17 protein-coding genes, 2 tRNA genes, 2 rRNA genes and 1 riboswitch are annotated in these 21,528 nt (G+C 40.4%); of the genes, 10 read left to right on the top strand and 11 right to left on the bottom strand.

From position 1 onward, the window contains the following. The first annotated feature begins 10 nt into the window (after positions 1-10). The 7 genes from Q0O89_RS06825 (at position 11) to Q0O89_RS06795 (ending at position 11,153) form a co-directional block, all read left to right on the top strand. Complete coding sequence (locus Q0O89_RS06825) at positions 11-1,207, top strand: efflux RND transporter periplasmic adaptor subunit (protein ID WP_293730957.1); 1,197 nt, start codon at positions 11-13, stop codon at positions 1,205-1,207. Between the two features lie 15 nt (positions 1,208-1,222). Further along, complete coding sequence (locus Q0O89_RS06820; protein ID WP_293730956.1) at positions 1,223-4,312, top strand: efflux RND transporter permease subunit; 3,090 nt, start codon at positions 1,223-1,225, stop codon at positions 4,310-4,312. Between the two features lie 347 nt (positions 4,313-4,659). Next, the gene (gene clpB, locus Q0O89_RS06815; RefSeq protein ID WP_293730955.1) at positions 4,660-7,230 is read left to right on the top strand and encodes an ATP-dependent chaperone ClpB; all 2,571 of its coding nucleotides are present in this window, start codon (positions 4,660-4,662) and stop codon (positions 7,228-7,230) included. A 63-nt stretch (positions 7,231-7,293) separates the two neighbouring features. Beyond that, positions 7,294-7,339, top strand: a riboswitch (PreQ1 riboswitch). A 1-nt stretch (position 7,340) separates the two neighbouring features. Further along, positions 7,341-8,024, top strand: a complete 684-nt coding sequence (gene queC, locus Q0O89_RS06810; RefSeq protein ID WP_293730954.1) for a 7-cyano-7-deazaguanine synthase QueC — start codon at positions 7,341-7,343, stop codon at positions 8,022-8,024. Then, positions 8,017-8,436, top strand: a complete 420-nt coding sequence (gene queD / locus Q0O89_RS06805) for a 6-carboxytetrahydropterin synthase QueD (protein WP_135710846.1) — start codon at positions 8,017-8,019, stop codon at positions 8,434-8,436. The genes queC and queD overlap by 8 nt, the downstream gene beginning before the upstream one ends. Then, positions 8,433-9,059, top strand: coding sequence for a 7-carboxy-7-deazaguanine synthase QueE (locus Q0O89_RS06800; protein ID WP_135710845.1), 627 nt, complete (start codon positions 8,433-8,435; stop codon positions 9,057-9,059). The genes queD and Q0O89_RS06800 overlap by 4 nt, the downstream gene beginning before the upstream one ends. 84 nt (positions 9,060-9,143) lie before the next feature. Then, positions 9,144-11,153 (top strand): oligopeptide transporter, OPT family, encoded by a 2,010-nt coding sequence (locus Q0O89_RS06795; RefSeq protein WP_293730952.1) that lies wholly within the window; start codon positions 9,144-9,146, stop codon positions 11,151-11,153. Positions 11,154-11,326: 173 nt separating this feature from the next. Here Q0O89_RS06795 and Q0O89_RS06790 read toward each other — a convergent pair whose 3' ends face one another. The 7 genes from Q0O89_RS06790 to Q0O89_RS06760 form a co-directional block, all read right to left on the bottom strand. Beyond that, on the bottom strand, positions 11,327-11,965 hold the full coding sequence (locus Q0O89_RS06790; protein ID WP_293730951.1) for a bifunctional 4-hydroxy-2-oxoglutarate aldolase/2-dehydro-3-deoxy-phosphogluconate aldolase: 639 nt from the start codon (positions 11,963-11,965) through the stop codon (positions 11,327-11,329). Positions 11,966-11,982: 17 nt separating this feature from the next. Then, on the bottom strand, positions 11,983-12,927 hold the full coding sequence (locus Q0O89_RS06785) for a sugar kinase (RefSeq protein ID WP_293730499.1): 945 nt from the start codon (positions 12,925-12,927) through the stop codon (positions 11,983-11,985). Between the two features lie 89 nt (positions 12,928-13,016). Then, positions 13,017-13,862: an SDR family oxidoreductase gene (locus Q0O89_RS06780; RefSeq protein ID WP_293730950.1), complete on the bottom strand. Its 846-nt coding sequence runs from the start codon at positions 13,860-13,862 to the stop codon at positions 13,017-13,019. Positions 13,863-13,883: 21 nt separating this feature from the next. Then, the gene (locus tag Q0O89_RS06775; protein ID WP_293730949.1) at positions 13,884-15,155 is read right to left on the bottom strand and encodes a TRAP transporter large permease; all 1,272 of its coding nucleotides are present in this window, start codon (positions 15,153-15,155) and stop codon (positions 13,884-13,886) included. Position 15,156: 1 nt separating this feature from the next. Further along, positions 15,157-15,633, bottom strand: a complete 477-nt coding sequence (locus Q0O89_RS06770) for a TRAP transporter small permease (RefSeq protein ID WP_293730948.1) — start codon at positions 15,631-15,633, stop codon at positions 15,157-15,159. A 62-nt stretch (positions 15,634-15,695) separates the two neighbouring features. Beyond that, complete coding sequence (locus Q0O89_RS06765) at positions 15,696-16,682, bottom strand: TRAP transporter substrate-binding protein (RefSeq protein ID WP_273314813.1); 987 nt, start codon at positions 16,680-16,682, stop codon at positions 15,696-15,698. 23 nt (positions 16,683-16,705) lie between these two features. After that, the gene (locus Q0O89_RS06760) at positions 16,706-17,731 is read right to left on the bottom strand and encodes a zinc-binding alcohol dehydrogenase family protein (RefSeq protein ID WP_273398180.1); all 1,026 of its coding nucleotides are present in this window, start codon (positions 17,729-17,731) and stop codon (positions 16,706-16,708) included. Between the two features lie 164 nt (positions 17,732-17,895). On the opposite strand from Q0O89_RS06760, the gene Q0O89_RS06755 reads away from it, so the two are divergent. The 3 genes from Q0O89_RS06755 to Q0O89_RS06745 all read left to right on the top strand — a co-directional run bounded on the left by Q0O89_RS06755 (position 17,896) and on the right by Q0O89_RS06745 (position 20,823). Beyond that, a complete protein-coding gene (locus Q0O89_RS06755) occupies positions 17,896-18,654 on the top strand; it encodes an FCD domain-containing protein (RefSeq protein ID WP_293730946.1) in 759 nt (252 codons plus the stop codon). 28 nt (positions 18,655-18,682) lie between these two features. Continuing rightward, the gene (gene uxuA, locus Q0O89_RS06750; RefSeq protein WP_135710834.1) at positions 18,683-19,867 is read left to right on the top strand and encodes a mannonate dehydratase; all 1,185 of its coding nucleotides are present in this window, start codon (positions 18,683-18,685) and stop codon (positions 19,865-19,867) included. Between the two features lie 86 nt (positions 19,868-19,953). Then, complete coding sequence (locus Q0O89_RS06745) at positions 19,954-20,823, top strand: DMT family transporter (protein ID WP_135710833.1); 870 nt, start codon at positions 19,954-19,956, stop codon at positions 20,821-20,823. An 89-nt stretch (positions 20,824-20,912) separates the two neighbouring features. On the opposite strand, the gene Q0O89_RS06740 is transcribed toward Q0O89_RS06745, so the two are convergent. The 4 genes from Q0O89_RS06740 to rrf (Q0O89_RS06725) form a co-directional block, all read right to left on the bottom strand. Then, positions 20,913-20,988, bottom strand: a tRNA-Trp gene (locus Q0O89_RS06740). Between the two features lie 12 nt (positions 20,989-21,000). Further along, positions 21,001-21,077: transfer RNA gene (locus Q0O89_RS06735), tRNA-Asp, on the bottom strand. A 12-nt stretch (positions 21,078-21,089) separates the two neighbouring features. Next, positions 21,090-21,205: ribosomal RNA gene (gene rrf / locus Q0O89_RS06730) — 5S ribosomal RNA — on the bottom strand. A 49-nt stretch (positions 21,206-21,254) separates the two neighbouring features. Then, positions 21,255-21,370 (bottom strand): 5S ribosomal RNA (gene rrf / locus Q0O89_RS06725). Between the last annotated feature and the right edge of the window lie 158 nt (positions 21,371-21,528).

Below are 21,528 nucleotides of genomic sequence, written 5' to 3'. Positions count from 1 at the left end.
CGGAGTTTTTATGACCCAACTTCAAATGAACAAACCAAAGCGTTCTCACACTTTCTTTTTGAAAGTTGGCTTAGCTGTGGCGATATTGGTATTTGCCCTTGTTATTGGTTTGAATAAATTCAAAGAAATTATGATCGGCAAAGCCATTGCGAATATGCCGGAAGCGACAAACCCTGTGACAGCAGTGGTTGTCAAACCAAGTGAATGGACGCCGGTGATCAACACCACAGGTTTAGTGCGCCCAAATCAAGGCGCGATGCTCAGCGCGCAAACATCAGGCACCATTAAAAAAATTCTCGTGACATCAGGTCAAACTGTGAAAAAAGGTGATGTGTTGGTTGAATTTGATAACGATGTGGAAGCGGCAAGTTTACGTGCTGCAGAAGCACAGGTTCCGGCTGCACGCTTAACCTATCAACGCTATGCCAACTTAATTAAGTCTCAAAGCGTCTCACAAACAGAATTGGATAACGCTAAAGCGAATTTAGATCAGCTTGTCGCGAATGTAAACTCACTTAAAGCCACCATCGAACGACGCAAAATTGTCGCACCTTTTGATGGAACAACAGGTATTGTCCAAGTCAATGAAGGACAATATGTGGCAGCGGGTACAGCAATTGTACGTGTGGAAGATACAAGTGCCATGAAAGTCGATTTCTCCGTGTCACAAAATAATCTTGAGGATTTGCACTTAGGTCAAAAAGTGACAGCAACATCCGATGCGCGCCAAGGTGAAACCTTTGCGGCAACCATCACAGCCATTGAACCCGCCATTAATAAATCCACCGGTTTGATCGATGTTCAAGCAACATTTGCACCGGAAGATGGGGCAAAATTGCTTTCAGGTATGTTCACTCGTTTACGTGTCGCGTTGCCTACGGAAAGCAATCAAATTGTCATTCCTCAAGTGGCAATTACCTACAATATGTATGGTGAAACCGCTTATGTGTTAAAACCCTTATCTGATGAAGATAAAACTAAATTTGCAGATAACGAAAATCTAAGCAAAATGTATCGTGCGCAACAAATCACTGTCTTTACCAAAGACCGTCAGGGCATTTATTCACAGTTAAAAGGGGATGATGTCAAAGTCAACGATATTATCGTGACAGGCGGTCAACAACGTTTGAACAATGGCAGTTTAGTTGTTGTATCAGACAAAGAAGGGGTTGGTACGGTACAACCCGCTGCGAAAACTAATCTTTAATTTCGGAAGCATTCAATGAAATTTACAGATATTTTTATTAAACGCCCTATTATGGCGATTTCTATTAGCTTGCTTATCGTCATTCTCGGTTTGCAGGCCATTTCGAAGTTGTCAGTGCGTGAATACCCGAAAATGACCACCACGGTAATCAGTGTGAGTACGGCTTATCCCGGTGCGGATGCCGGGTTAATTCAGGCATTCGTGACATCAAAATTAGAAGAAGCCATTGCGCAAGCGGATAATATCGATTATTTATCCTCAACCAGCGCACCAAGCTCATCGAATATTACGGTAAAAATGAAGCTCAATACGGATCCGGCAGCCGCATTGGCCGATGTGTTATCCAAAGTGCAATCTGTTCGCTCAGAATTACCAAGCGGTATTGAAGATCCAACATTAACTTCATCAACAGGTGGTTCGGGCTTAATGTATATTAGCTTTACCTCTAATAAATTACATCCAAGCCAAGTAACGGATTATATTGAACGTGTTGTTAAACCTCAGTTATTTACTGTAGAAGGTGTCGCTAAAGTCAATGTGTATGGTGCGGCAAACTATGCCATGCGTATTTGGCTGGATCCACAAAAAATGGCAGCGCAAAACCTTTCTGCAAGCCATGTAGCTTCCGCCTTAGCAAACAATAACGTACAAGCCGCAGCCGGTAATGATAATGGTTATTTCACGGTTTATCGTAACAAAGTGGAAACTACGACCAATACTATTGAAGATTTAGGCAATTTAATTGTTTATTCCGATGGCGATAAATTAGTGCGTTTGCGCGATGTGGCAGATGTGGAATTAGATAAAGAAAGCGATTCAACTCGTGCGGCGGCAAACGGTGCAGATGCGGTAGTATTGGGGATTGAACCCACTTCAAGCGCAAACCCATTAGACGTGGCGGCAAAAATCCGCCCCTTATATGAACAAATTAAAAAGAACTTACCGAACAGTATTCAATCTGACATTCTTTATGACCGCACTATTGCGATTAACAGCTCAATCAATGACGTAATTCATACCATTGTGGAAGCGGTTGTTATCGTATTGGTGGTAATTATGATGTTTATCGGTTCATTACGGGCTATCTTAATCCCAATTATCACCATTCCAATTTCATTGATCGGGGTGATCTTTATGCTGCAAGCATTAGATTTCTCGCTGAATTTAATGACGTTGCTAGCAATGATTCTTGCCATCGGTTTGGTGGTAGATGATGCGATTGTGGTACTTGAAAACGTTGACCGTCACATTAAAGAAGGGGAAACCCCATTCCGTGCAGCCATTATTGGGACGCGTGAAATTGCGGTACCTGTTATTTCCATGACCATTGCGCTAGTCGCGGTATATTCACCTATGGCATTAATGGGGGGGATTACCGGTACGCTATTTAAAGAATTTGCGTTAACTTTAGCCGGTTCCGTGTTTATTTCCGGAATCATTGCCTTAACCCTTTCTCCAATGATGTCGAGCAAAATGTTGAAACACGAAAGCTCGAACTTTGAAGAAAAAGTTAACCGCACTTTGACCAAAATGACGAATATTTATACTTACATTTTGAGCTTAGTGATGCAAACGCGTAAAACTGTCTTAATCTTTGCGGTGATTATTTTTGCAACCTTACCGACTTTGTTTATGTCGCTTTCTAGTGAGTTAACTCCTGCGGAGGACAAAGGGGCTTTCTTAGGTATGGTTACTGCACCTTCTAATGTGAATGTGGACTATGTGCAACAAGCCACAAAACCATACGAAGAAATATTGAATAATACCCCTGAGAAACAATATTCACAGGTTATCGCGGGTGCCCCAAATACAAACCAAGCGTTAGTGATTACCACATTAAAAGATTGGTCTGAACGTTCTCGTAGTCAAGCACAAGTGATGGCAGACTTAACCAAACAAGCCGCCTCCATTCCTGAAGTATCAATTTCAGCCTTCTCATTCCCTGAAATTGATACCGGGGAAGAAGGTCCACCGGTCGTGTTTGTGTTAACCTCGCCAGGCAGCACCAAAGAACTGGCACAGACAGCAGGATCATTTTTAAATAAAATTCGCCAGTCCGGAAAATTTGTGTATTCAAATTTAACCTTGAAATACGACGTGGCACAAATGCGTATCAAAGTGGATAAAGAAAAAGCCGGGACTTATGGTATTTCCATGCAGCAAATCGCCCAAACCTTGGGAAGCTATTTATCGGAAGCGACTATTACACGTGTAGATATGGACGGACGCGCTTATAAAGTGATCGCACAAGTGAAACGTGAAAATCGTTTATCCCCTGAAAGCTTGAGAAATTACTATATCAATGCGTCTAACGGTGAAAGCGTGCCATTAAGCAGTTTGCTTGAGGTTTCATTGGAGCCTCAACCATTTTCATTACCGCGTTTCAGCCAGTTAAACGCGGCGGAGATCCAATTAGTCCCATCGCCAACCACAACAATAGGTGATGCCATTGCGTGGTTGCAAGAGGCAGCAAAAGATTTACCGCAAGGTTATTCTTACGATTGGAAAGGGGAAGCGCGTCAGTTAGTTCAAGAAGGCAATTCATTAGCGACAACCTTTGTTCTTGCCGTTCTAATCATCTTCTTGGTATTAGCGATTCAGTTTGAATCCGTTCGCGATCCATTGGTGATCATGGTCTCTGTACCACTCGCAATTTCAGGGGCATTATTGGTGTTAAACTTACTCAGTTTCTTGGGTGTCACTGGCGTTACACTCAATATTTATTCTGAAGTAGGCTTAATTACGCTAGTAGGCTTAATTACCAAACATGGTATTTTGATGTGTGAAGTGGCGAAAGAAGAACAGCTGAATCATGGTAAAAATAAAATGGAAGCCATTATGACGGCGGCACAATTACGTTTACGCCCAATTTTAATGACAACCGCTGCGATGATTGCAGGTTTGATTCCATTGCTTTATGCGTCAGGTGCAGGTGCGGTAATGCGCTTTAGTATGGGCGTTGTGGTCGTTGCGGGTCTTGCAATTGGTACCTTGTTTACCTTATTCGTCTTGCCTGTAATTTATACTTATCTTGGTTCAAACCACAAACCGGAACCGGTATTCGATGAGAATGCACCGCGTATTAGTACAGGCGAACATCATTAACCACAAAATCTATTCATTCCCGACCGCACTTTAAAGTGCGGTCAGACTGATGACAAACCCTATACGAGCCGTATAGGGTTACTTAATCTGAGCCGCTCTGCGGCTCTTTTTTCAGCCCCAGCGGGGCTGGGCTTAATTAACCTAGCACGGCTCGTGCTAGGTTATTGCTCAAATATAACCGTTGTCAGCAATCTAACCGCACTTTAAAGTGCGGTCGTTTTTTTATCTGTTTTGATTTTCTATTTAACATAATTTTTTATCTTATCTCCCTTGAAATCCTATTTTTTCCCCTTATTTATTATTCCGTGAACGAAAAATGTTCAACAGATTTAAGGAGAAAATAGAATATGAATATTGAGAAATTTACCACAAAATTCCAACAGGCATTGGCGGAAGCACAATCCCTTGCATTAGGAAAAGATAACCAATTTATTGAACCTGCTCATGTTTTGACCGCGCTTTTAAATCAACAAGACGGTTCTGTTGCGCCAATTTTAACGGCAAGCGGTGTGAATGTGGCCTTATTGCGTAATGAGTTAAATACGGAATTAAGCAAGTTGCCTCAAGTATCAGGCAATGGCGGCGACGTGCAAATTTCTCGCCAATTGCTTAATCTTTTAAATTTGTGTGACAAAATTGCACAACGCCAACATGACAAATTTATTTCAAGTGAACTCTTTTTGCTTGCAGCAATGGAAGAGAAAGGGGTATTGGCACAAATTATGACGAAGTGCGGTGCCAATAAAGCGCGTTTAGAACAAGCAATTCAACAGGTTCGTGGAGGACAAACTGTGGACGATCAAAATGCAGAAGAAAGCCGTCAGGCATTAGAAAAATATACTATCGATTTAACGGCGCGTGCTGAAAGCGGAAAATTAGATCCTGTTATCGGACGTGATGAAGAAATTCGCCGTGCGATTCAAGTGTTACAACGCCGTACTAAAAATAACCCGGTGTTAATTGGTGAGCCGGGGGTGGGTAAAACCGCCATTGTGGAAGGCTTGGCACAACGTATTGTGAATGGTGAAGTACCTGAAGGGTTAAAAGGCAAACGCGTTTTATCCCTTGATATGGGGGCGTTAATCGCTGGCGCAAAATACCGCGGTGAATTTGAAGAGCGTTTAAAAGCAGTGCTTAAAGAATTGGCACAAGAAGAAGGCAAGGTGATTTTATTCATCGATGAAATTCATACCATGGTAGGCGCAGGCAAAACCGATGGCGCGATGGATGCCGGTAACTTGCTTAAACCAAGCCTTGCGCGCGGTGAATTACATTGCGTAGGTGCCACAACTTTAGACGAATATCGTCAATATATTGAGAAAGATGCGGCATTAGAACGCCGTTTCCAAAAAGTGTTCGTGGGCGAGCCAAGCGTGGAAGACACCATTGCGATTTTGCGCGGTTTGCAAGAACGTTACGAATTGCATCACCATGTGGAAATTACCGACCCGGCTATTGTGGCGGCGGCAACCCTTTCTCATCGTTATATCAGTGACCGTCAGTTACCGGACAAAGCCATTGATTTAATTGATGAAGCCGCATCAAGTATTCGTATGGAAATTGACAGCAAACCATTGCCGTTAGATCGTTTAGAACGCCGTATTATTCAATTGAAACTGGAACAACAAGCGTTGAAAAAAGAAGAAGACGAAGCGAGCCATAAACGTTTAGACATTCTTGAAGCAGAGCTAGCGGAAAAAGAACGGGAATATGCGGAGCTTGAAGAAGTATGGAAAAGCGAAAAAGCCGCCCTTTCAGGTTCGCAACATATTAAAGAAGAATTGGAAAAAGCGCGGACACAAATGGAACAAGCGCGCCGTGCGGGCGATTTAAGCAAAATGTCCGAATTGCAATATGGCACCATTCCTGCCCTTGAAAAACAATTGGCGGAAGCGGATCACGCGGAAGGCAAAGAGATGAAACTCTTGCGTTATCGTGTGACAGATGAAGAAATTGCGGAAGTGCTTTCTCGTGCAACAGGTATTCCTGTCTCGCGCATGATGGAAGGTGAAAAAGAGAAATTACTTCGTATGGAACAAGAGTTACACAAACGTGTTGTGGGGCAAACGGAAGCGGTAGAAGCAGTGGCTAATGCGATTCGCCGTAGTCGTGCCGGGTTGTCAGATCCAAATCGTCCAATTGGCTCATTCTTGTTCTTAGGACCAACCGGTGTGGGTAAAACCGAATTATGTAAAACCTTGGCGAACTTTATGTTTGATGATGAAAGTGCCATGGTACGTATTGATATGTCGGAATTTATGGAAAAACATAGCGTATCTCGTTTAGTCGGTGCGCCTCCGGGTTATGTGGGCTATGAAGAAGGGGGGTATTTAACGGAAGCGGTGCGCCGTCGTCCATATAGCGTGATTTTGCTGGATGAAGTGGAAAAAGCCCACCACGATGTGTTTAATATTTTACTTCAAGTCTTAGATGATGGGCGTTTGACTGATGGGCAAGGCAGAACGGTAGATTTCCGCAATACCGTGGTCATTATGACTTCAAACTTAGGGTCTGATTTAATTCAAGGCAATCAAGAATTGGATTATGCCGGAATGAAAGAAGTGGTGATGTCGGTAGTGAGCCAACATTTCCGTCCTGAGTTTATCAATCGTATTGATGAAACTGTCGTGTTCCATCCGCTTGCGAAAGAAAACATTAAAGCCATTGCGAAAATTCAGTTAGAACGTTTAACCAAACGTCTAGCCGAACATAGCTATCAAGTGAGCTTTACCGATGCCGCATTGGACTTCATCAGCGAAGTAGGCTATGACCCGATTTATGGTGCACGTCCATTAAAACGCGCTATCCAACAAGAGATCGAAAATCCGCTCTCACGGGATATTTTGTCAGGCAAATTATTACCGACAACACCAGTGATTGTTGATTTTGAAAATGATCAAATTGTCGCGAAACAATAGATTTATCGCGTAAAATTCTGTTAAAATTCTGACCGCACTTATGGCCCATAAGTGCGGTTATTTTTATTCGTGGTTCGCAATCCATCCCACGCAAAAAAACTAGGAAGATTATGAAAATTTCAAACCCAAACCAAAACCGCAAAGCGGTTGTTATTTTTTCCGGCGGACAAGACTCTACAACCTGTTTGCTACTTGCCATTCAAGAATACGGCGTTGAAAATGTTCACGCTATGACATTTCAATATGGTCAACGTCACCATATCGAATTAGAAAAAGCCAAATGGATTTGCCAAGATTTAGGTGTAAAACAGCATATTTTAGATATGACCGCCATGCAGGTTTTTGCCCCTAATGCCATGATGAATGAAACAGAAATTGTGGCAAACGAAAAAGGTGTTCCCAATACTGTCGTGGACGGACGTAATGCGCTGTTCTTGCTTTACGCTGCTATTTACGCCAAAAGCCAAGGGATGACGGACATCATTACCGGTGTGTGCGAAACGGATTTCAGCGGTTATCCTGATTGCCGTGATGTGTTTATTAAATCCATGAACGTCACCTTAAATCTTGCCATGGATTATAACTTCAATATTCGCACGCCATTGATGTATTTAACCAAAGCGCAAACCTGGCAATTAGCGGATGAATTAGGCGCGTTAGATTATGTTCGTGAACATACGCATACTTGCTATATGGGCGTAGAAGGCGGCTGTGGCGAATGTCCAAGTTGTATTTTGCGCGAAAAAGGGTTGGCAGAATATTTAGAACAAAAAAGTGCGGTGAAAAATGTTTAAGGTTTCAAAAGAATTTAGCTTTGATATGGCGCATATTTTGGATGGTCACGATGGGAAATGCCAAAACTTGCACGGACATACTTACAAACTTCAAGTAGAAGTGAGTGGTGATTTAGTGGCAGATGGCGCAAAAAAAGGGATGGTAGTGGATTTTACGGATGTCAAACGCATCGTCAAAGCCGCCATTCTAGATCCCATGGATCACGCGTTTATCTACGACACCACCAGCGAACGCGAATGTAAAATCGCGGCATTGTTGAATGAACTCAACTCAAAAACCTTCGGTATTCCCGTGCGTACTACGGCGGAAGAAATGGCGCGTTTTATGTTTAACCGCTTAAAAGATCAATTACCGATTTCGGCGATTCGTTTGTGGGAAACGCCAACATCATTTTGTGAGTACCGCGAATGAGTTCGTTAATTCAAGAACCGAGCTTCCCCATTGTAGAAATTTTTGAAAGCCTACAAGGGGAAGGCGCCAACACAGGCATGCCAAGCATTTTTGTGCGTTTCGGCAAATGCAATTTGGCTTGCCCTTGGTGCGACACCCCTTACAACGAATTTCAGTCTTGGACCCTAAGCCAAATTCTGGCAAAAGTGCGGTCATTTTCCGCCAAGAATGTGATCATCACCGGCGGCGAACCCACCCTTCATCCCAAAATCGTATTGTTGTTGGAAATTCTCAAACAAGACGGCTATTTTCTTGCCATTGAAACCAATGGACTGAAAGACGTTCCGCCACAAATTGATTATATCGCCACCAGCCCCAAAGCCATGTACGCCAACAAATACCAACGCCGTTGTATCTCAAAAGCCAACGAAGTGCGTATCGTCATGGATGCCCAAGCCAAAGAATTTTGTGAATTTATTGAACAAAAAATCCAAGCGGATTATTATTTCCTCAGTCCTTGCGAAATTGACGGCAAAATGAATTTACACGAAACCATCGCTTTGCTTGGACAACTTAATAGCCGTATCCATAAGCCTAAGTGGTTACTTAGCATTCAAACCCATAAGTTGATTGGTATTGAATAGACTATTCAACAGGCTTGCCAAGGGTTAGTTCAGCTTGTATTCGGGCTAACTAATATCTCTCGTTTATAACAAGGACATGTCATTATGAACAATCCACTCACAATGAAAGAGCTGACATTCCGCGGAATGTTTCTCGGTGCGTTGATTACGGTAGTTTTTACCGCATCAAACGTTTACTTAGGGCTGAAAGTGGGGTTAACCTTCGCTTCATCCATTCCTGCCGCTGTGATTTCGATGGCAGTACTGAAATTCTTCAGTGGCTCCAATATTCTTGAAAATAATATGGTGCAAACCCAAGCATCATCCGCCGGTACGCAATCTTCTGTGATTTTCGTGTTACCTGCCATGTTAATGATGGGATATTGGCAAGGCTTCCCATTTTTACAAACACTACTTGTTTGTATGGCCGGTGGTATTTTAGGGGTAATTTTCACCGTACCATTACGCCACGTGATGGTTGTTAAAAGCGACTTACCTTATCCCGAAGGGGTAGCAGCGGCTGAAATCTTGAAAGCAGGGCACTCAGAAAATGACAATACAGGCAGCGGTATTAAAGAAATTGCCGCAGGCGGTATATTAGCCGCGATTATCAGCTTTTTAACCAACGGTTTACGTATTATTGCAGACGGCGCAAGCCTTTGGTTCAAAGGGGGTAACGCCATTTTCCAAGTACCAATGGGCTTTTCTTTTGCCTTGTTAGGTGCCGGTTATTTAATTGGTTTAGTCGGTGGTATCGCTATCCTGATTGGGATTGCTTTAGCTTGGGGTGTCGCTGTACCTTACTTTACCGCAGCAGCACCTATGCCTGCAGATACAGATATGATTGCCTACGCAATGAGTATCTGGAAAACAAAAGTGCGTTTTATTGGCGTGGGAACGATTGGTATCGCAGCGATTTGGACATTACTCACCTTATTAAAACCAATGATTGAAGGGATGTCACAATCCTTGCGCAAACTTAACGAGAAAAATACCGAAAAATCGCACCGCACTTCCCAAGATTTATCACCCAAAACATTAGGTATCATCTTATTAGGCAGTATCGTCCTTATCGTATTTGCCTTATATGAATTCCTTCAGCCTATCGCACTCACACCGGAAGCAGCCATGTTATTAATTGCCGTTTGCACCCTGCTTGCCGTAGTCATCGGTTTCTTAGTCGCCGCGGCTTGCGGTTATATGGCAGGTCTTGTCGGCTCATCTTCTAGTCCAATTTCCGGTATTGGTATTATTTCTGTGGTGGTAACCTCACTCGTCTTAATGGCAATTGGTCATAGTTTTGGCCTAATGGATAGTGCAGAAGGGCAAAAATTCTTAACGGCTTTAACGATTTTCACCTGTTCCATTGTCATCACGACAGCAGCCATTTCTAACGATAACCTACAAGACTTAAAAACAGGGCAATTAGTTGAAGCTACGCCTTGGCGTCAACAAGTCGCGTTAATTATTGGTTGTATTGTGGGTGCATTTGTTATATCACCTGTACTTGAACTCTTGTTTAACGCTTACGGCTTTACCGGTGCAATGCCTCGTGAAGGTATGGATGCCACACAAGCCCTTTCTGCACCACAAGCAACTTTAATGATGACTATTTCTAATGGTATTTTTTCAAGTAATCTAGAATGGTCTTACATTTTCACTGGCATTGCTTTAGGTGCCATCCTCATTGTCATAGATTGGATCTTGAAAAAATCTAGCAATGGCAAATACGCACTGCCTGTCTTAGCCGTCGGTATGGGGATCTATCTACCACCGGTCGTCAATGCACCATTATTTGTAGGCGCATTATTAGCTTGGTTAATCAACCGCCATATTGAGCACTATGCTCATCGTTCAGGCAAAAATGTCGAAGCCATGAAGAAAAAAGCGGACCGCTATGGCACACTTTTTGCTGCAGGATTAATTGTAGGTGAAAGCTTAATTGGCGTCTTGCTCGCCTTTATTATCGCCGCCTCTGTCACATCAGGCGGCTCAGACGCCCCACTCGCTCTTGAACTTGAAAACTGGGGTGACAAAGCTGAAATTCTAGGATTACTTGTGTTTGTGGCAGGTATATGGATTTACACCAAACGGGTATTGAAAGCGAAAGAGTGATTTTGTCAATCTCAGGGAATATAGCTGAAATGGTGGTTGGTGAGCTTGTCGAACCATAAGCCATTTCAGTGTTTACTGCACAAGACTCACGTTTCGACAAACTCAACGACCGTCTTGTGCAACCCCTACAACATAATATCGCAGACTTTTTATTGAAACATAAACTCTGCGACTTATCTCACCAACGCCACAACTTCTCTCACCAAGCGCCCAATTTCATCCCAGTTCTTCGCCTTAATCAACGCTTTATCCACAAACCAAGAGCCACCGCAAGCTACTACATTGGGTATGGCTAAATAGTCTTTGATATTAGCAGGGGAAATGCCGCCTGTCGGCATAATTTGTAAGTTACTGTAAGGGCCTAGTAAGGCTTTAATCATTTTTACGCCGCCACTGGCTTCCGCCGGGAAAAACTTCACAGCTTGAATCCCTAACTCCAACGCCGCTTCAATCGCCATCGGGTTGTTTACCCCAGGGGTAATAGGCAATTCAAGTTCTTGGCACAGTTTCACAATATTCGGATTAAATCCAGGGGTGACAATACAATCCGCACCGGCATTTTTTGCCGCTACCACTTGCGCCGGGGTTAATACCGTACCGGCAGCAATCAACACATCGGGAAAATGTTGGCGTGTTAAACGGATAGCTTCTTCCCCTGCCGCAGAGCGAAAGGTAATTTCCGCCACAGGCAAGCCATTGTCGGACAAGGTTTTCACAAGGGGTAAAATATCTTGCGCCTCGTCTACCGCAATAACAGGGACGACTTTCAGTTGACGAAGTTTTTCGATAATTTGTTCTGTGCTATAAGCCATAATTTATCCTTTCGTTTTCATCTTTCATTAAATAACGCACGTAAATGCGCGGTGGCGGATTTTTCGATAATTGCGCCTTTGTGTTGAATCACAATACCTGCCAGTTGATTACCTTGTTGACAGCAAATCTTCAGCGGTTTGTTTTGCAAGTAACCCGCTAAAAAACCGGCATTAAAGGAATCCCCTGCGGAGGTGGTATCCACCACCTGTTCTACAGGTATCGTTGGAACAAAATGTTGCACTCCCTTTTCACAAATCGTAGCACCGAGACTGCCTTGTTTCACAATAATCTTCGGAATATGGAATGCGGATAAACGCGTAATTGTTGCTTGTTCATCCACATCGCCCCAAAGCAGACTTTCATCATCAAAGGTGACTAAAGCGACATCCACCAACGGCAACAAGGCTTGATAACATTGCTGAGCTTGCTCAAGGCTTTCCCAAAGTTTCGGACGGAAATTACTATCAAAGGCAATTTCCACCCCTGATTTTTTCCATTCACGTAACTGTTCGAGTAACAAAGTGCGGTCAGTTTCAGGCAAGATAGCAAGACTGATACCACTTAAATAAATCATATCGACATTTTTCAATGCCGATAACACCTTAGGGTAATCCGGATGTTGCAATAAATAACGCGCTGCTGATTGGTTACGCCAATAAAGAAATGTCCGCTCACCTTGTTTGTCGAGCTGAATGAGATACAACCCTGCTGAACGTTCCGCATCTCGCAACACCCAACGAGTATTAATCCCATCCGCCTGCCAATGGGCAATCATCCCTTCACTTAGCTTATCCACGCCTAGTGCAGAGACATAACTGACTTCAATATCATCAGGCGAACTCACCCGAGCCACATAAGTTGCCGTATTAAGCGTATCGCCACCATAGGTTTGACGCATATTCCCAAACGGCTCACCATTTAGCTCGATCATACATTCACCGATTAGGGCGAGTTTTTTCATCATCCCACCTTACTTAAAATAGTTTTTTGCATTGTTATAGCAGATACTTTTAATCATATTGCCGAGTAAATCCAGACTACCGGTATCCCCTACACACCACTATAAGCCGAAAATCCACCATCAATAGGGAGTACCACGCCATTAATGAAACTTGCATATTCTTCATCCATTAGGAATAGAATACCACCCAATAATTCATTGGCTTCACCAAAGCGTCCCATTGGAGTATTAGTTAAAATTTTATGCGCTCGTGGCGTAGGGTTGCCTTCTGCATCAAATAATAACGCGCGATTTTGGTTACCGACTAAAAAACCTGGTGCGATAGCATTACAACGAATACCAACGTGAGAAAAATGTACGGCAAGCCATTGAGTAAAGTTGCTTATCGCTGCTTTTGCTCCTGAATAAGCAGGAATTTTGGTTAATGGGGTGTATGCATTCATACTTGAAATATTAATGATGTTCGCCCCTTTTTTACCCACCATATCTTTTGCAAAGACTTGAGTAGGTAGTAGTGTTCCTAAATAATTTAGGTTGAACACAAATTCAATCCCTGATTTTTCTAAATCAAAGAAAGATTTGGTTGTTGAAGGTAAGTCAAATTCATGAAATTCATTATCTGTCGTTGCTTTCGGGTTATTACCTCCAGCACCATTAATTAAAATATCACAAGTGCCAAAATCTGCAGCAATAGCATCTCTTGTTTCTTTGATACTGTCTAATTCCAATACATTAGTTTTATAAGCTTTTGCAATATAGCCTTCCGCCATAATTTCGTCGGCAAATTTCTGTGCGGATTCAAGATTAATATCCAATAATGCAACTTTCGCACCTGTTTTTGCTATTTCTTTTGCAAAGTAGGCACAAAGTACACCACCCGCACCTGTTATAACGACAACTTTGTCTTTGAAATTGTGATTTTTTGTAATATTCATTTTATTCTCCTTATGTTATCGCTAAGATAACCAGTTCATTGGTGTAATTACAATTTCAGGAAAGAAACACATAATTAACAAAATAACAAAATAAACTAATAGGAATGGAGCGATGCCTTTTGCAATTTTACCTATCCCAATTTTAGATATTCCTTGCCCCACATAAAGAACCGTTCCAACAGGCGGTGTTATTAGGCCAATTGATAGATTAATTACCATCATAATTCCAAAATAAGCAATATCTATATTGTAAGCTCTTAATAAAGGTAGTAATACCGGAACAAAGATTAGAACTGCTGGAATAAGATCCATTACACAGCCTACTAATAGCAAGAAAACCATAATGACTAACATTAAAATAGTAGCATTATCAGTAATACCCTTAATAACACTCACCAACTCCATCGGTATTTGCGCAACGGTAATTGCAAAAGCAGAAATCATTGCTGCTGCAGCAACAAACATAACCATAGCTGTTGTTTTTATTGTATTAAGGAAAACTTCTTTAACTTTAGATAAAGTTAATGTTTTATACATTACACTAACAACTGCTGCATAAATTGCTGCAACAACACCAGCTTCGGTGGGGGTAAAAATTCCTCCACGTAATCCAACAATAATTATTATAGGTAATAGTAATGGCCAAAAAGCTTGTTTAAACGCCAACCATCTTTGAATTGCTGTTTGCTTAGGTTTTAAGTTATCTTGTTGATTTCTGTAAAGAAATTTCCATGTTAGCCATAATCCTAAAACCATTAATAAACCTGGTACGGTTCCCCCCATAAATAACTTCGTTATAGATGCTCCAGCGGTAATCCCATAAATAATCATTGGAATACTAGGTGGAATCACTACAGAAATAATACCAGCTGCACAAGTTAACCCTGTTGATCTAGCTAAATCATAGTTTTTCTCTGCCATCATTGGAATTAGGATAGCTCCTAATGCAGCCGTATCAGCAACTGCAGAACCAGATAGCCCAGCAAAAATTAATCCTGAAATAATAACAACGTATCCCAGTCCTCCTTTAATATGTCCAACCATACTCATTGCAAAATTAATAATTCTTTCGGAAATTCCCCCGTGCTTCATTATTTCCCCAGTAAGCATGAAAAATGGAATTGCCATTAGAGGGAAATTGTTGGTCCCCATAACGAAATTTTCGGCAATCAGTTGGGCATCAAACATATCCATGTGCCAAAGCATAAAGCTAGCACTTAATAACATTGATAATGCAACTGGAACACCAAGAAAAAGGAATAAAAATAAACTACCTAGAAATAACCATAACATTTTATTTTCCTCCCTGAATTGCCCATTTAATATGTTTACACAAATTAGTGAACACTATTAAAAAATAGGATATTGAAGAAATTACAGCCGCAAGATAAAGAAAAGATGATGATATTTCTGTGGCAGGCATTTTTTGACTATACGTGAGTAGCATTAGCTGATATGCACCATATGTAATTAGGCAAAGAGATATTAAAACTAAAATATCAGCCAAGAATAAAAAGAATACTTGATATCCTGCAGGTAATGTCGATACAACTATATCAACCGTAAGATGTCCGCGTTCTTTAGCAACGAGAACAATACCTAAAAATATCATGTATACAAAGCAGATTCTTGCAAATTCTTCTGACCATGCTATCCCCGAATCAAAGAAATATCTCAATATGGCATTAAAAAATACGAGAAGAATCATGGAACATAATGCAAGTATAGATAATATTTTTAATGTATTTTCCAAAGCATTAGATACTTTCATTGCTTGTACCTCCCTGATAAGGTAGGCTACTTAATCTATTTCAAATTAAGTAGCCTTATATATTACTGTTTGGCAGAGTTAATACGTTCAATTAATTCTTTTGACCAAGGATATTTATTATAGAAATTCTCATATAATTTCCCTGAAGCTTTTACCATATCTGTTTTAAATTCTTCACTTGGTATAATGACTTCCTTGCCATTTTTAGCGAAAAATTCTTTTACATTCTGTTCCGTCTTCATGGCTAATTCCCATTCTTTTTCTTGATACAACTTAGCTGCTTCCAAGAAAATATCCTGATCTTCTTTAGGCATTTTGTTCCATGTTTTTAAACTAATTTGTAAAAGACCAGGTGAAAAAATATGATTAGTCTGAATAATATATTTTTGTACCTCATACAAACCAGAATCTTTAATCAAAATGTATGGGTTTTCTTGTCCATCAATAACTTTTTGCTCTAATGCTGTGAAAACTTCACTTAATGGCATACTTTGTGGGTTAATATTCATTGCTTTAGCCCAATCAACAAATAATGAATTAAGTGGTACTCTCAAACGAAGCCCTTTAAAATCATCAAATTTTTCCAGTTTTTTGTTTGATGAGATAACACGGAAACCATTCATACCATAAGCTAATAATTTAATTCCATATTGTTCCATTTTATCGCCAACTTCCTTCGCAACTGGAGATTCAAGAACTTTTTTAGCTTCTAAATTATCTTTAAATAAGTAAGGCCATTCCCATACACCAAAAATAGGATCAACATTTTGCAATAGTAAACCAGTGATACCAGCTTCTATGGTTCCATTTCTGAGTCCATTAACAATTTGATCTTCACCACCTAATTGATTATTTGGGTAAATTCTGATTTCATATTTATTATTAGTCTTTTCTTCAATAGTTTTTTTGAAGTATTCAACTAATGCAATATTTGATGGGTGAGTGTCTGCATTATAATGTCCTAACTTAATGATTGTTTTAGCAAAAACCGATGTACTAAACATTAAACTAGATGCAATAAGAATTTTGGTTAAATTTTTAAGCTTCATACAATTTTCCTTTTGAGATAGTATTAAAATTTAGCAATCACTTTTAGATACTCGTCAGGGAATTCTGAAAGTTTTTGCACATATTCAGGAATTTCATTGAAATCAATAACTTTGCTAATAATTTCTTCAGCTTTAATTTTCTCTGTTAATAATAAATGTAGGGCCTCCTCAAATTCACCTTTACTCGTTCTTGAACCATATATATTTAGTTCTTTGAATGTAATAATATTAGTAGGGAGTGGCGTTTCTGTCTTTGGCCACCCAGTTAAACCAATTCGTCCAGCAAATGAAACATATTTTAACGAATTTTGAATACTTATATTTGCACCCGATGCTTCAATAACAGCTTCAGCCATACGTCCTTTTGTTACATCTTTTATCACCGCTTGAGCATCTTCTTTGCTTGGGTTAATTGTATAATCAATACCTATCGAGTTTGCATATTCCAATCGTTGATCCAATATATCAATCAAAATAGGTATAGCACCATAGACTTTCGCAACCAAGGCTGCCATTAACCCAATTGCTCCTGCACCAATAATCACAACGTGCTCATTTTCTTTAACTTGTGTTCTATGTAACGCATGTAATGAGATCGTAAGTGGTTCTGCTAATGCTAATTTTTCAATTGGCATATCAGGTGCTTTAACAATTTGATGAGCTGGGTGAGTAATGATTTCTTGCATACCGCCATTAATATGCACCCCTAACACATTTAATGATTCACAACAATTTGTTTTACCAATAGAACAAGGGTAGCAATGGCCACAATAAATATAGGGGTCAAGAACAACTCTATCACCAACACCAATTCCATCTGGCATACCAATACCACTTTCAATAACCGTTCCAACTATTTCATGTCCTAAAATTCTAGGGTAAGTTACTAAAGGGTTAGTACCTCTATATGCGCCAATATCGGAACCACATATTCCCATGCTCTCAACTTTGATAAGAACTTCGTTGTTTTTCTTCACTGGATATGGAACTAATTCAATTCCTACATTACTCGGCTCACGTAACAATATTGCTTTATTTTTCTTATCCATTTTTGTTCTCCTAAATTCTAATAAAATTACTTATTAGCTACTTGACTAAAATTTATCTTGTGCTAATCATATATTAAGTTTATTTAAATTGGTATGCCAAATTTTAAAATTTGTGATCTTGTTCACAGATTTAGATAATTGGTATTCCAAATCAGGAGGGAATTATGGAAAATAACACCATTCAATGCAGAGCCTATGTAAAGATAGCAAACCAAATAAAATATGAAATTTCCAATGGTGCTTATAAGGTTGGGGATAAGCTACCCACTGAAAGAGAGATATCAGAAACATTAAAAGTAAGTCGAACGATAGTTCGAGAAGCTATAGTAATGCTAGAGGTAGAGAAACTTGTCGAAGTGAAAAAAGGTTCGGGGGTATATATTAAAAGCCTACCTAATAAAAATAGTAACGAACAAAATAATCCTTTACCTGATGTTGGCCCGTTTGAACTATTGCAAGCAAGGCAGCTGCTTGAAAGTGGAATATGCGAATTTGCAGCAAAATTAGCTAGCAAGAAAGATATAACGAGATTAAAAAATATACTTAAGAAAGAAAAAGAGTTATTGGCGCAAAACCTTGATGATTACACCGCGGATCAGGAATTTCATTTAGCTATTGCTGAAATTACGCAAAATGATGTGTTGATCACTCTACAGGAACAATTGTGGCAATACAGATTTAATAATGCTATGTGGACTCAGTTACATACTCGTATTCTACAAAAAGATATTCATCATCTTTGGATCGAGGATCATGAGAATATATTGAACGCTATTCAAAAAAAGAGTCCTTCTTTAGCTCGTAAAAGTATGTGGCAACATTTAGAAAATGTGAAGTCAAAACTTTTTGAACTTTCTGATATAGAAGATCCAGAATTTGACGGATACCTATTCAATGAAAATCCAGTTGTAGTAGGTATCTAAACACTTACTATCAATAGGAGATATTACTATGGAACAAACATGGCGTTGGTATGGACCGAATGATCCTGTCTCGTTAGCGGATATTCGTCAGGCGGGGGCGACAGGTATTGTTAATGCGCTTCATCATATTCCGAATGGGCAAATTTGGAGTATTGAAGAAATTAATAAACGTAAAGCGATTATTGAAGCAGCGGGTTTGACTTGGTCTGTGGTTGAGAGTGTGCCTGTTCATGAAGAAATTAAGACTCAAACGGGGAACTATAAAACTTGGATCGAGAACTATAAACAAACCTTACGGAACCTTGCGCAATGTGGTATTGATACGGTTTGTTATAATTTTATGCCGGTTTTAGATTGGACGCGTACCGATTTGGCGTACGAATTGCCTGATGGTTCAAAAGCATTACGTTTCGACCAAATTGCATTTGCGGCATTTGAGTTGTATATTTTGAAACGCCCTGGTGCAGAAGCTATTTATACTGCTGATGAACAAGCGCAAGCTAAAGCGTATTATGAAAATATGTCTGAAGCCGATATTAAGCAATTAACCAATAATATTATTGCGGGTTTACCTGGTGCTGAAGAGGGGTATACGTTAGAAGAATTCCAAGGGCAACTTGATCGTTATAAAGATATTACCCCTGAAAAATTCCGTACACACTTGGCTTATTTTTTAAATGAAATTATTCCTGTAGCGCAAGAAGTCGGGATTAAGATGGCGGTTCATCCTGATGATCCACCGCGTCCAATTTTAGGCTTGCCGCGGATTGTTTCAACTATTGAAGATATGCAATGGTATGTGGATGCTTGCAATTTACCTGCGAATGGTTTTACGATGTGTACGGGTTCTTATGGTGTTCGAGCGGACAATGATTTGGTGAAAATGACGGAAAAATTTGGTGATCGTATTTACTTCGCCCATTTACGTTCAACTTGTCGCGAAGATAATCCATTAACATTCCATGAAGCCGCGCATTTAGAAGGTGATGTGGATATGTTTAATGTAGTGAAAGCCTTATTAACCGAAGAATATCGCCGTAAAGCGAATGGTGATACACGTTTAATTCCAATGCGTCCGGATCATGGGCATCAAATGCTTGATGACTTGAAGAAAAAAACAAATCCAGGGTATTCTGCTATTGGTCGTTTGAAAGGATTGGCGGAATTTCGCGGTTTAGAAATGGGTCTTAAAAAAGTCTTTTTTGAGAAATAATGTTGATAAGATAAATGTTAAGAAAACGCTTATCATCTTGACCGCACAAAAGTGCGGTCAATTTTTTAGCAGATCAGGAGAGAAGAATGAGACAAAAATATTTTGGGGAAGGGATTCTCTTTTTAGTGTCAATTATGGCAGCTTCAGGTTGGTTTTTTTCCAAATTTGCTATGGCTGAGTTTCCTCCTATTGGGTTTATGGGAGCAAGATTTGCACTTGGTTTCTGCATTTTTCTGCCATTTGCCTATTCTCAATTAAAGCAACTTTCAAACACGCAAATCATACAGGCCTGTTTGGTTGGGATTTGTTATGCTGTTTATATTAGTTTATGGACATTAGGGTTAATTCATAGCCAACATTTAGGGGAGGGGGCGTTTTTAGTCAGTTTATCGATGTTGATTGCGCCGTTGGTGTCTTGGCTGTTTTTTAAAGATAAGCCGCAAAAAATTTTTTGGATTTCATTGCCTATCGCACTTCTTGGGTTAACCTTACTGGCATTTGGGCGTGGGCAACTTTATTTTTCGTTGGGTAGCTTAATCTTTTTATTTTCGTCTATTACTGCTGCCATTTATTTTGTTTTGAATAATCATTTTGCACAAAATATTCCGGTGCTGTCATTAACAACCTTGCAAGTTGGCGTTGTTGGAATTTGTTGTTCGTTTTATTCTTACTTTTTTGAAAGTTATCCGCCAAGCTTTAGTCCGTCTATATGGTGGTGGTTTTTAGCCAGTTTATTGATTGCAACAAATGGGCGAATGTTGTTACAAACCTTGGGGCAGAAACATTGTCAAGTGAGCACGGCGGCGTTGATTATGGTGTTGGAGCCTGTGTGGACGTGTCTTCTCAGTATTCTTATTTTTAACGAAACTATGAGCTGGATAAAAGGAATGGGCTGTTTTTGTATTTTAATGGCATTGTTGATTTATCGGTTACCGCGGTTGAGAAGTTCAAAATAGTGAGATGTGATATTTAGGGTATGTTTGTCGTTTGGTTAGAAAATGGATTTATAAGATGATTGTAACTCTTTGAAGTTTAGGACTTTTTATGGCAGGGGCGGAGAGGCTCGAACTCCCAACACCCGGTTTTGGAGACCGGTGCTCTACCAATTGAACTACGCCCCTATTGGTATGAATTGGCGGAATGGACGGGACTCGAACCCGCGACCCCCTGCGTGACAGGCAGGTATTCTAACCAGCTGAACTACCACTCCGCAAAATGTGGTAATTGGCAGTGACCTACTCTCACATGGGGAAGCCCCACACTACCATCGGCGTTACAGCATTTCACTTCTGAGTTCGGCATGGGATCAGGTGGAGCTACTGCACTATTGCTGCCAAAAAAATTTATTTCTTAAACTCACTCGTTGAATAAGTTTAAGAAATAAAAGACCTGGCGGTGACCTACTCTCACATGGGGATACCCCACACTACCATCGGCGTTACGGCGTTTCACTTCTGAGTTCGGCATGGGGTCAGGTGGGACCACCGCACTATCGCCGCCAAGATAATTCGTTGATGATTCTTATCTTAACTTTTTCAGTTTTCTTATCATTCTTCAAATTTCGAAACAAGCTGCTCTGATTAATCTCTTTATTTGTCTAGTTTATTTAGTTTTTACTTCGCTTCTTTTTCGCTTCTTTGCCTTAGCAAAAACACTTGAGC

This window comes from uncultured Actinobacillus sp., from assembly GCF_945915845.1.
In the GTDB taxonomy this organism is placed as follows: Bacteria; Pseudomonadota; Gammaproteobacteria; order Enterobacterales; family Pasteurellaceae; genus Exercitatus.
Note: the sequence above shows the minus strand (reverse complement) of the source record. Positions and strands in the feature narration are given on the sequence as shown.

Bases quoted from the DNA above. Each gene is read 5' to 3' on its own strand.
- Q0O89_RS06825 (WP_293730957.1), top strand. From the start codon at position 11: ATGACCCAACTTCAAATGAACAAACCAAAGCGTTCTCACACTTTCTTT.
- Q0O89_RS06820 (WP_293730956.1), top strand. From the start codon at position 1,223: ATGAAATTTACAGATATTTTTATTAAACGCCCTATTATGGCGATTTCT.
- clpB (WP_293730955.1), top strand. From the start codon at position 4,660: ATGAATATTGAGAAATTTACCACAAAATTCCAACAGGCATTGGCGGAA.
- queC (WP_293730954.1), top strand. From the start codon at position 7,341: ATGAAAATTTCAAACCCAAACCAAAACCGCAAAGCGGTTGTTATTTTT.
- queD (WP_135710846.1), top strand. From the start codon at position 8,017: ATGTTTAAGGTTTCAAAAGAATTTAGCTTTGATATGGCGCATATTTTG.
- Q0O89_RS06800 (WP_135710845.1), top strand. From the start codon at position 8,433: ATGAGTTCGTTAATTCAAGAACCGAGCTTCCCCATTGTAGAAATTTTT.
- Q0O89_RS06795 (WP_293730952.1), top strand. From the start codon at position 9,144: ATGAACAATCCACTCACAATGAAAGAGCTGACATTCCGCGGAATGTTT.
- Q0O89_RS06790 (WP_293730951.1), bottom strand. From the start codon at position 11,965: ATGGCTTATAGCACAGAACAAATTATCGAAAAACTTCGTCAACTGAAA.
- Q0O89_RS06785 (WP_293730499.1), bottom strand. From the start codon at position 12,927: ATGAAAAAACTCGCCCTAATCGGTGAATGTATGATCGAGCTAAATGGT.
- Q0O89_RS06780 (WP_293730950.1), bottom strand. From the start codon at position 13,862: ATGAATATTACAAAAAATCACAATTTCAAAGACAAAGTTGTCGTTATA.
- Q0O89_RS06775 (WP_293730949.1), bottom strand. From the start codon at position 15,155: ATGTTATGGTTATTTCTAGGTAGTTTATTTTTATTCCTTTTTCTTGGT.
- Q0O89_RS06770 (WP_293730948.1), bottom strand. From the start codon at position 15,633: ATGAAAGTATCTAATGCTTTGGAAAATACATTAAAAATATTATCTATA.
- Q0O89_RS06765 (WP_273314813.1), bottom strand. From the start codon at position 16,682: ATGAAGCTTAAAAATTTAACCAAAATTCTTATTGCATCTAGTTTAATG.
- Q0O89_RS06760 (WP_273398180.1), bottom strand. From the start codon at position 17,731: ATGGATAAGAAAAATAAAGCAATATTGTTACGTGAGCCGAGTAATGTA.
- Q0O89_RS06755 (WP_293730946.1), top strand. From the start codon at position 17,896: ATGGAAAATAACACCATTCAATGCAGAGCCTATGTAAAGATAGCAAAC.
- uxuA (WP_135710834.1), top strand. From the start codon at position 18,683: ATGGAACAAACATGGCGTTGGTATGGACCGAATGATCCTGTCTCGTTA.
- Q0O89_RS06745 (WP_135710833.1), top strand. From the start codon at position 19,954: ATGAGACAAAAATATTTTGGGGAAGGGATTCTCTTTTTAGTGTCAATT.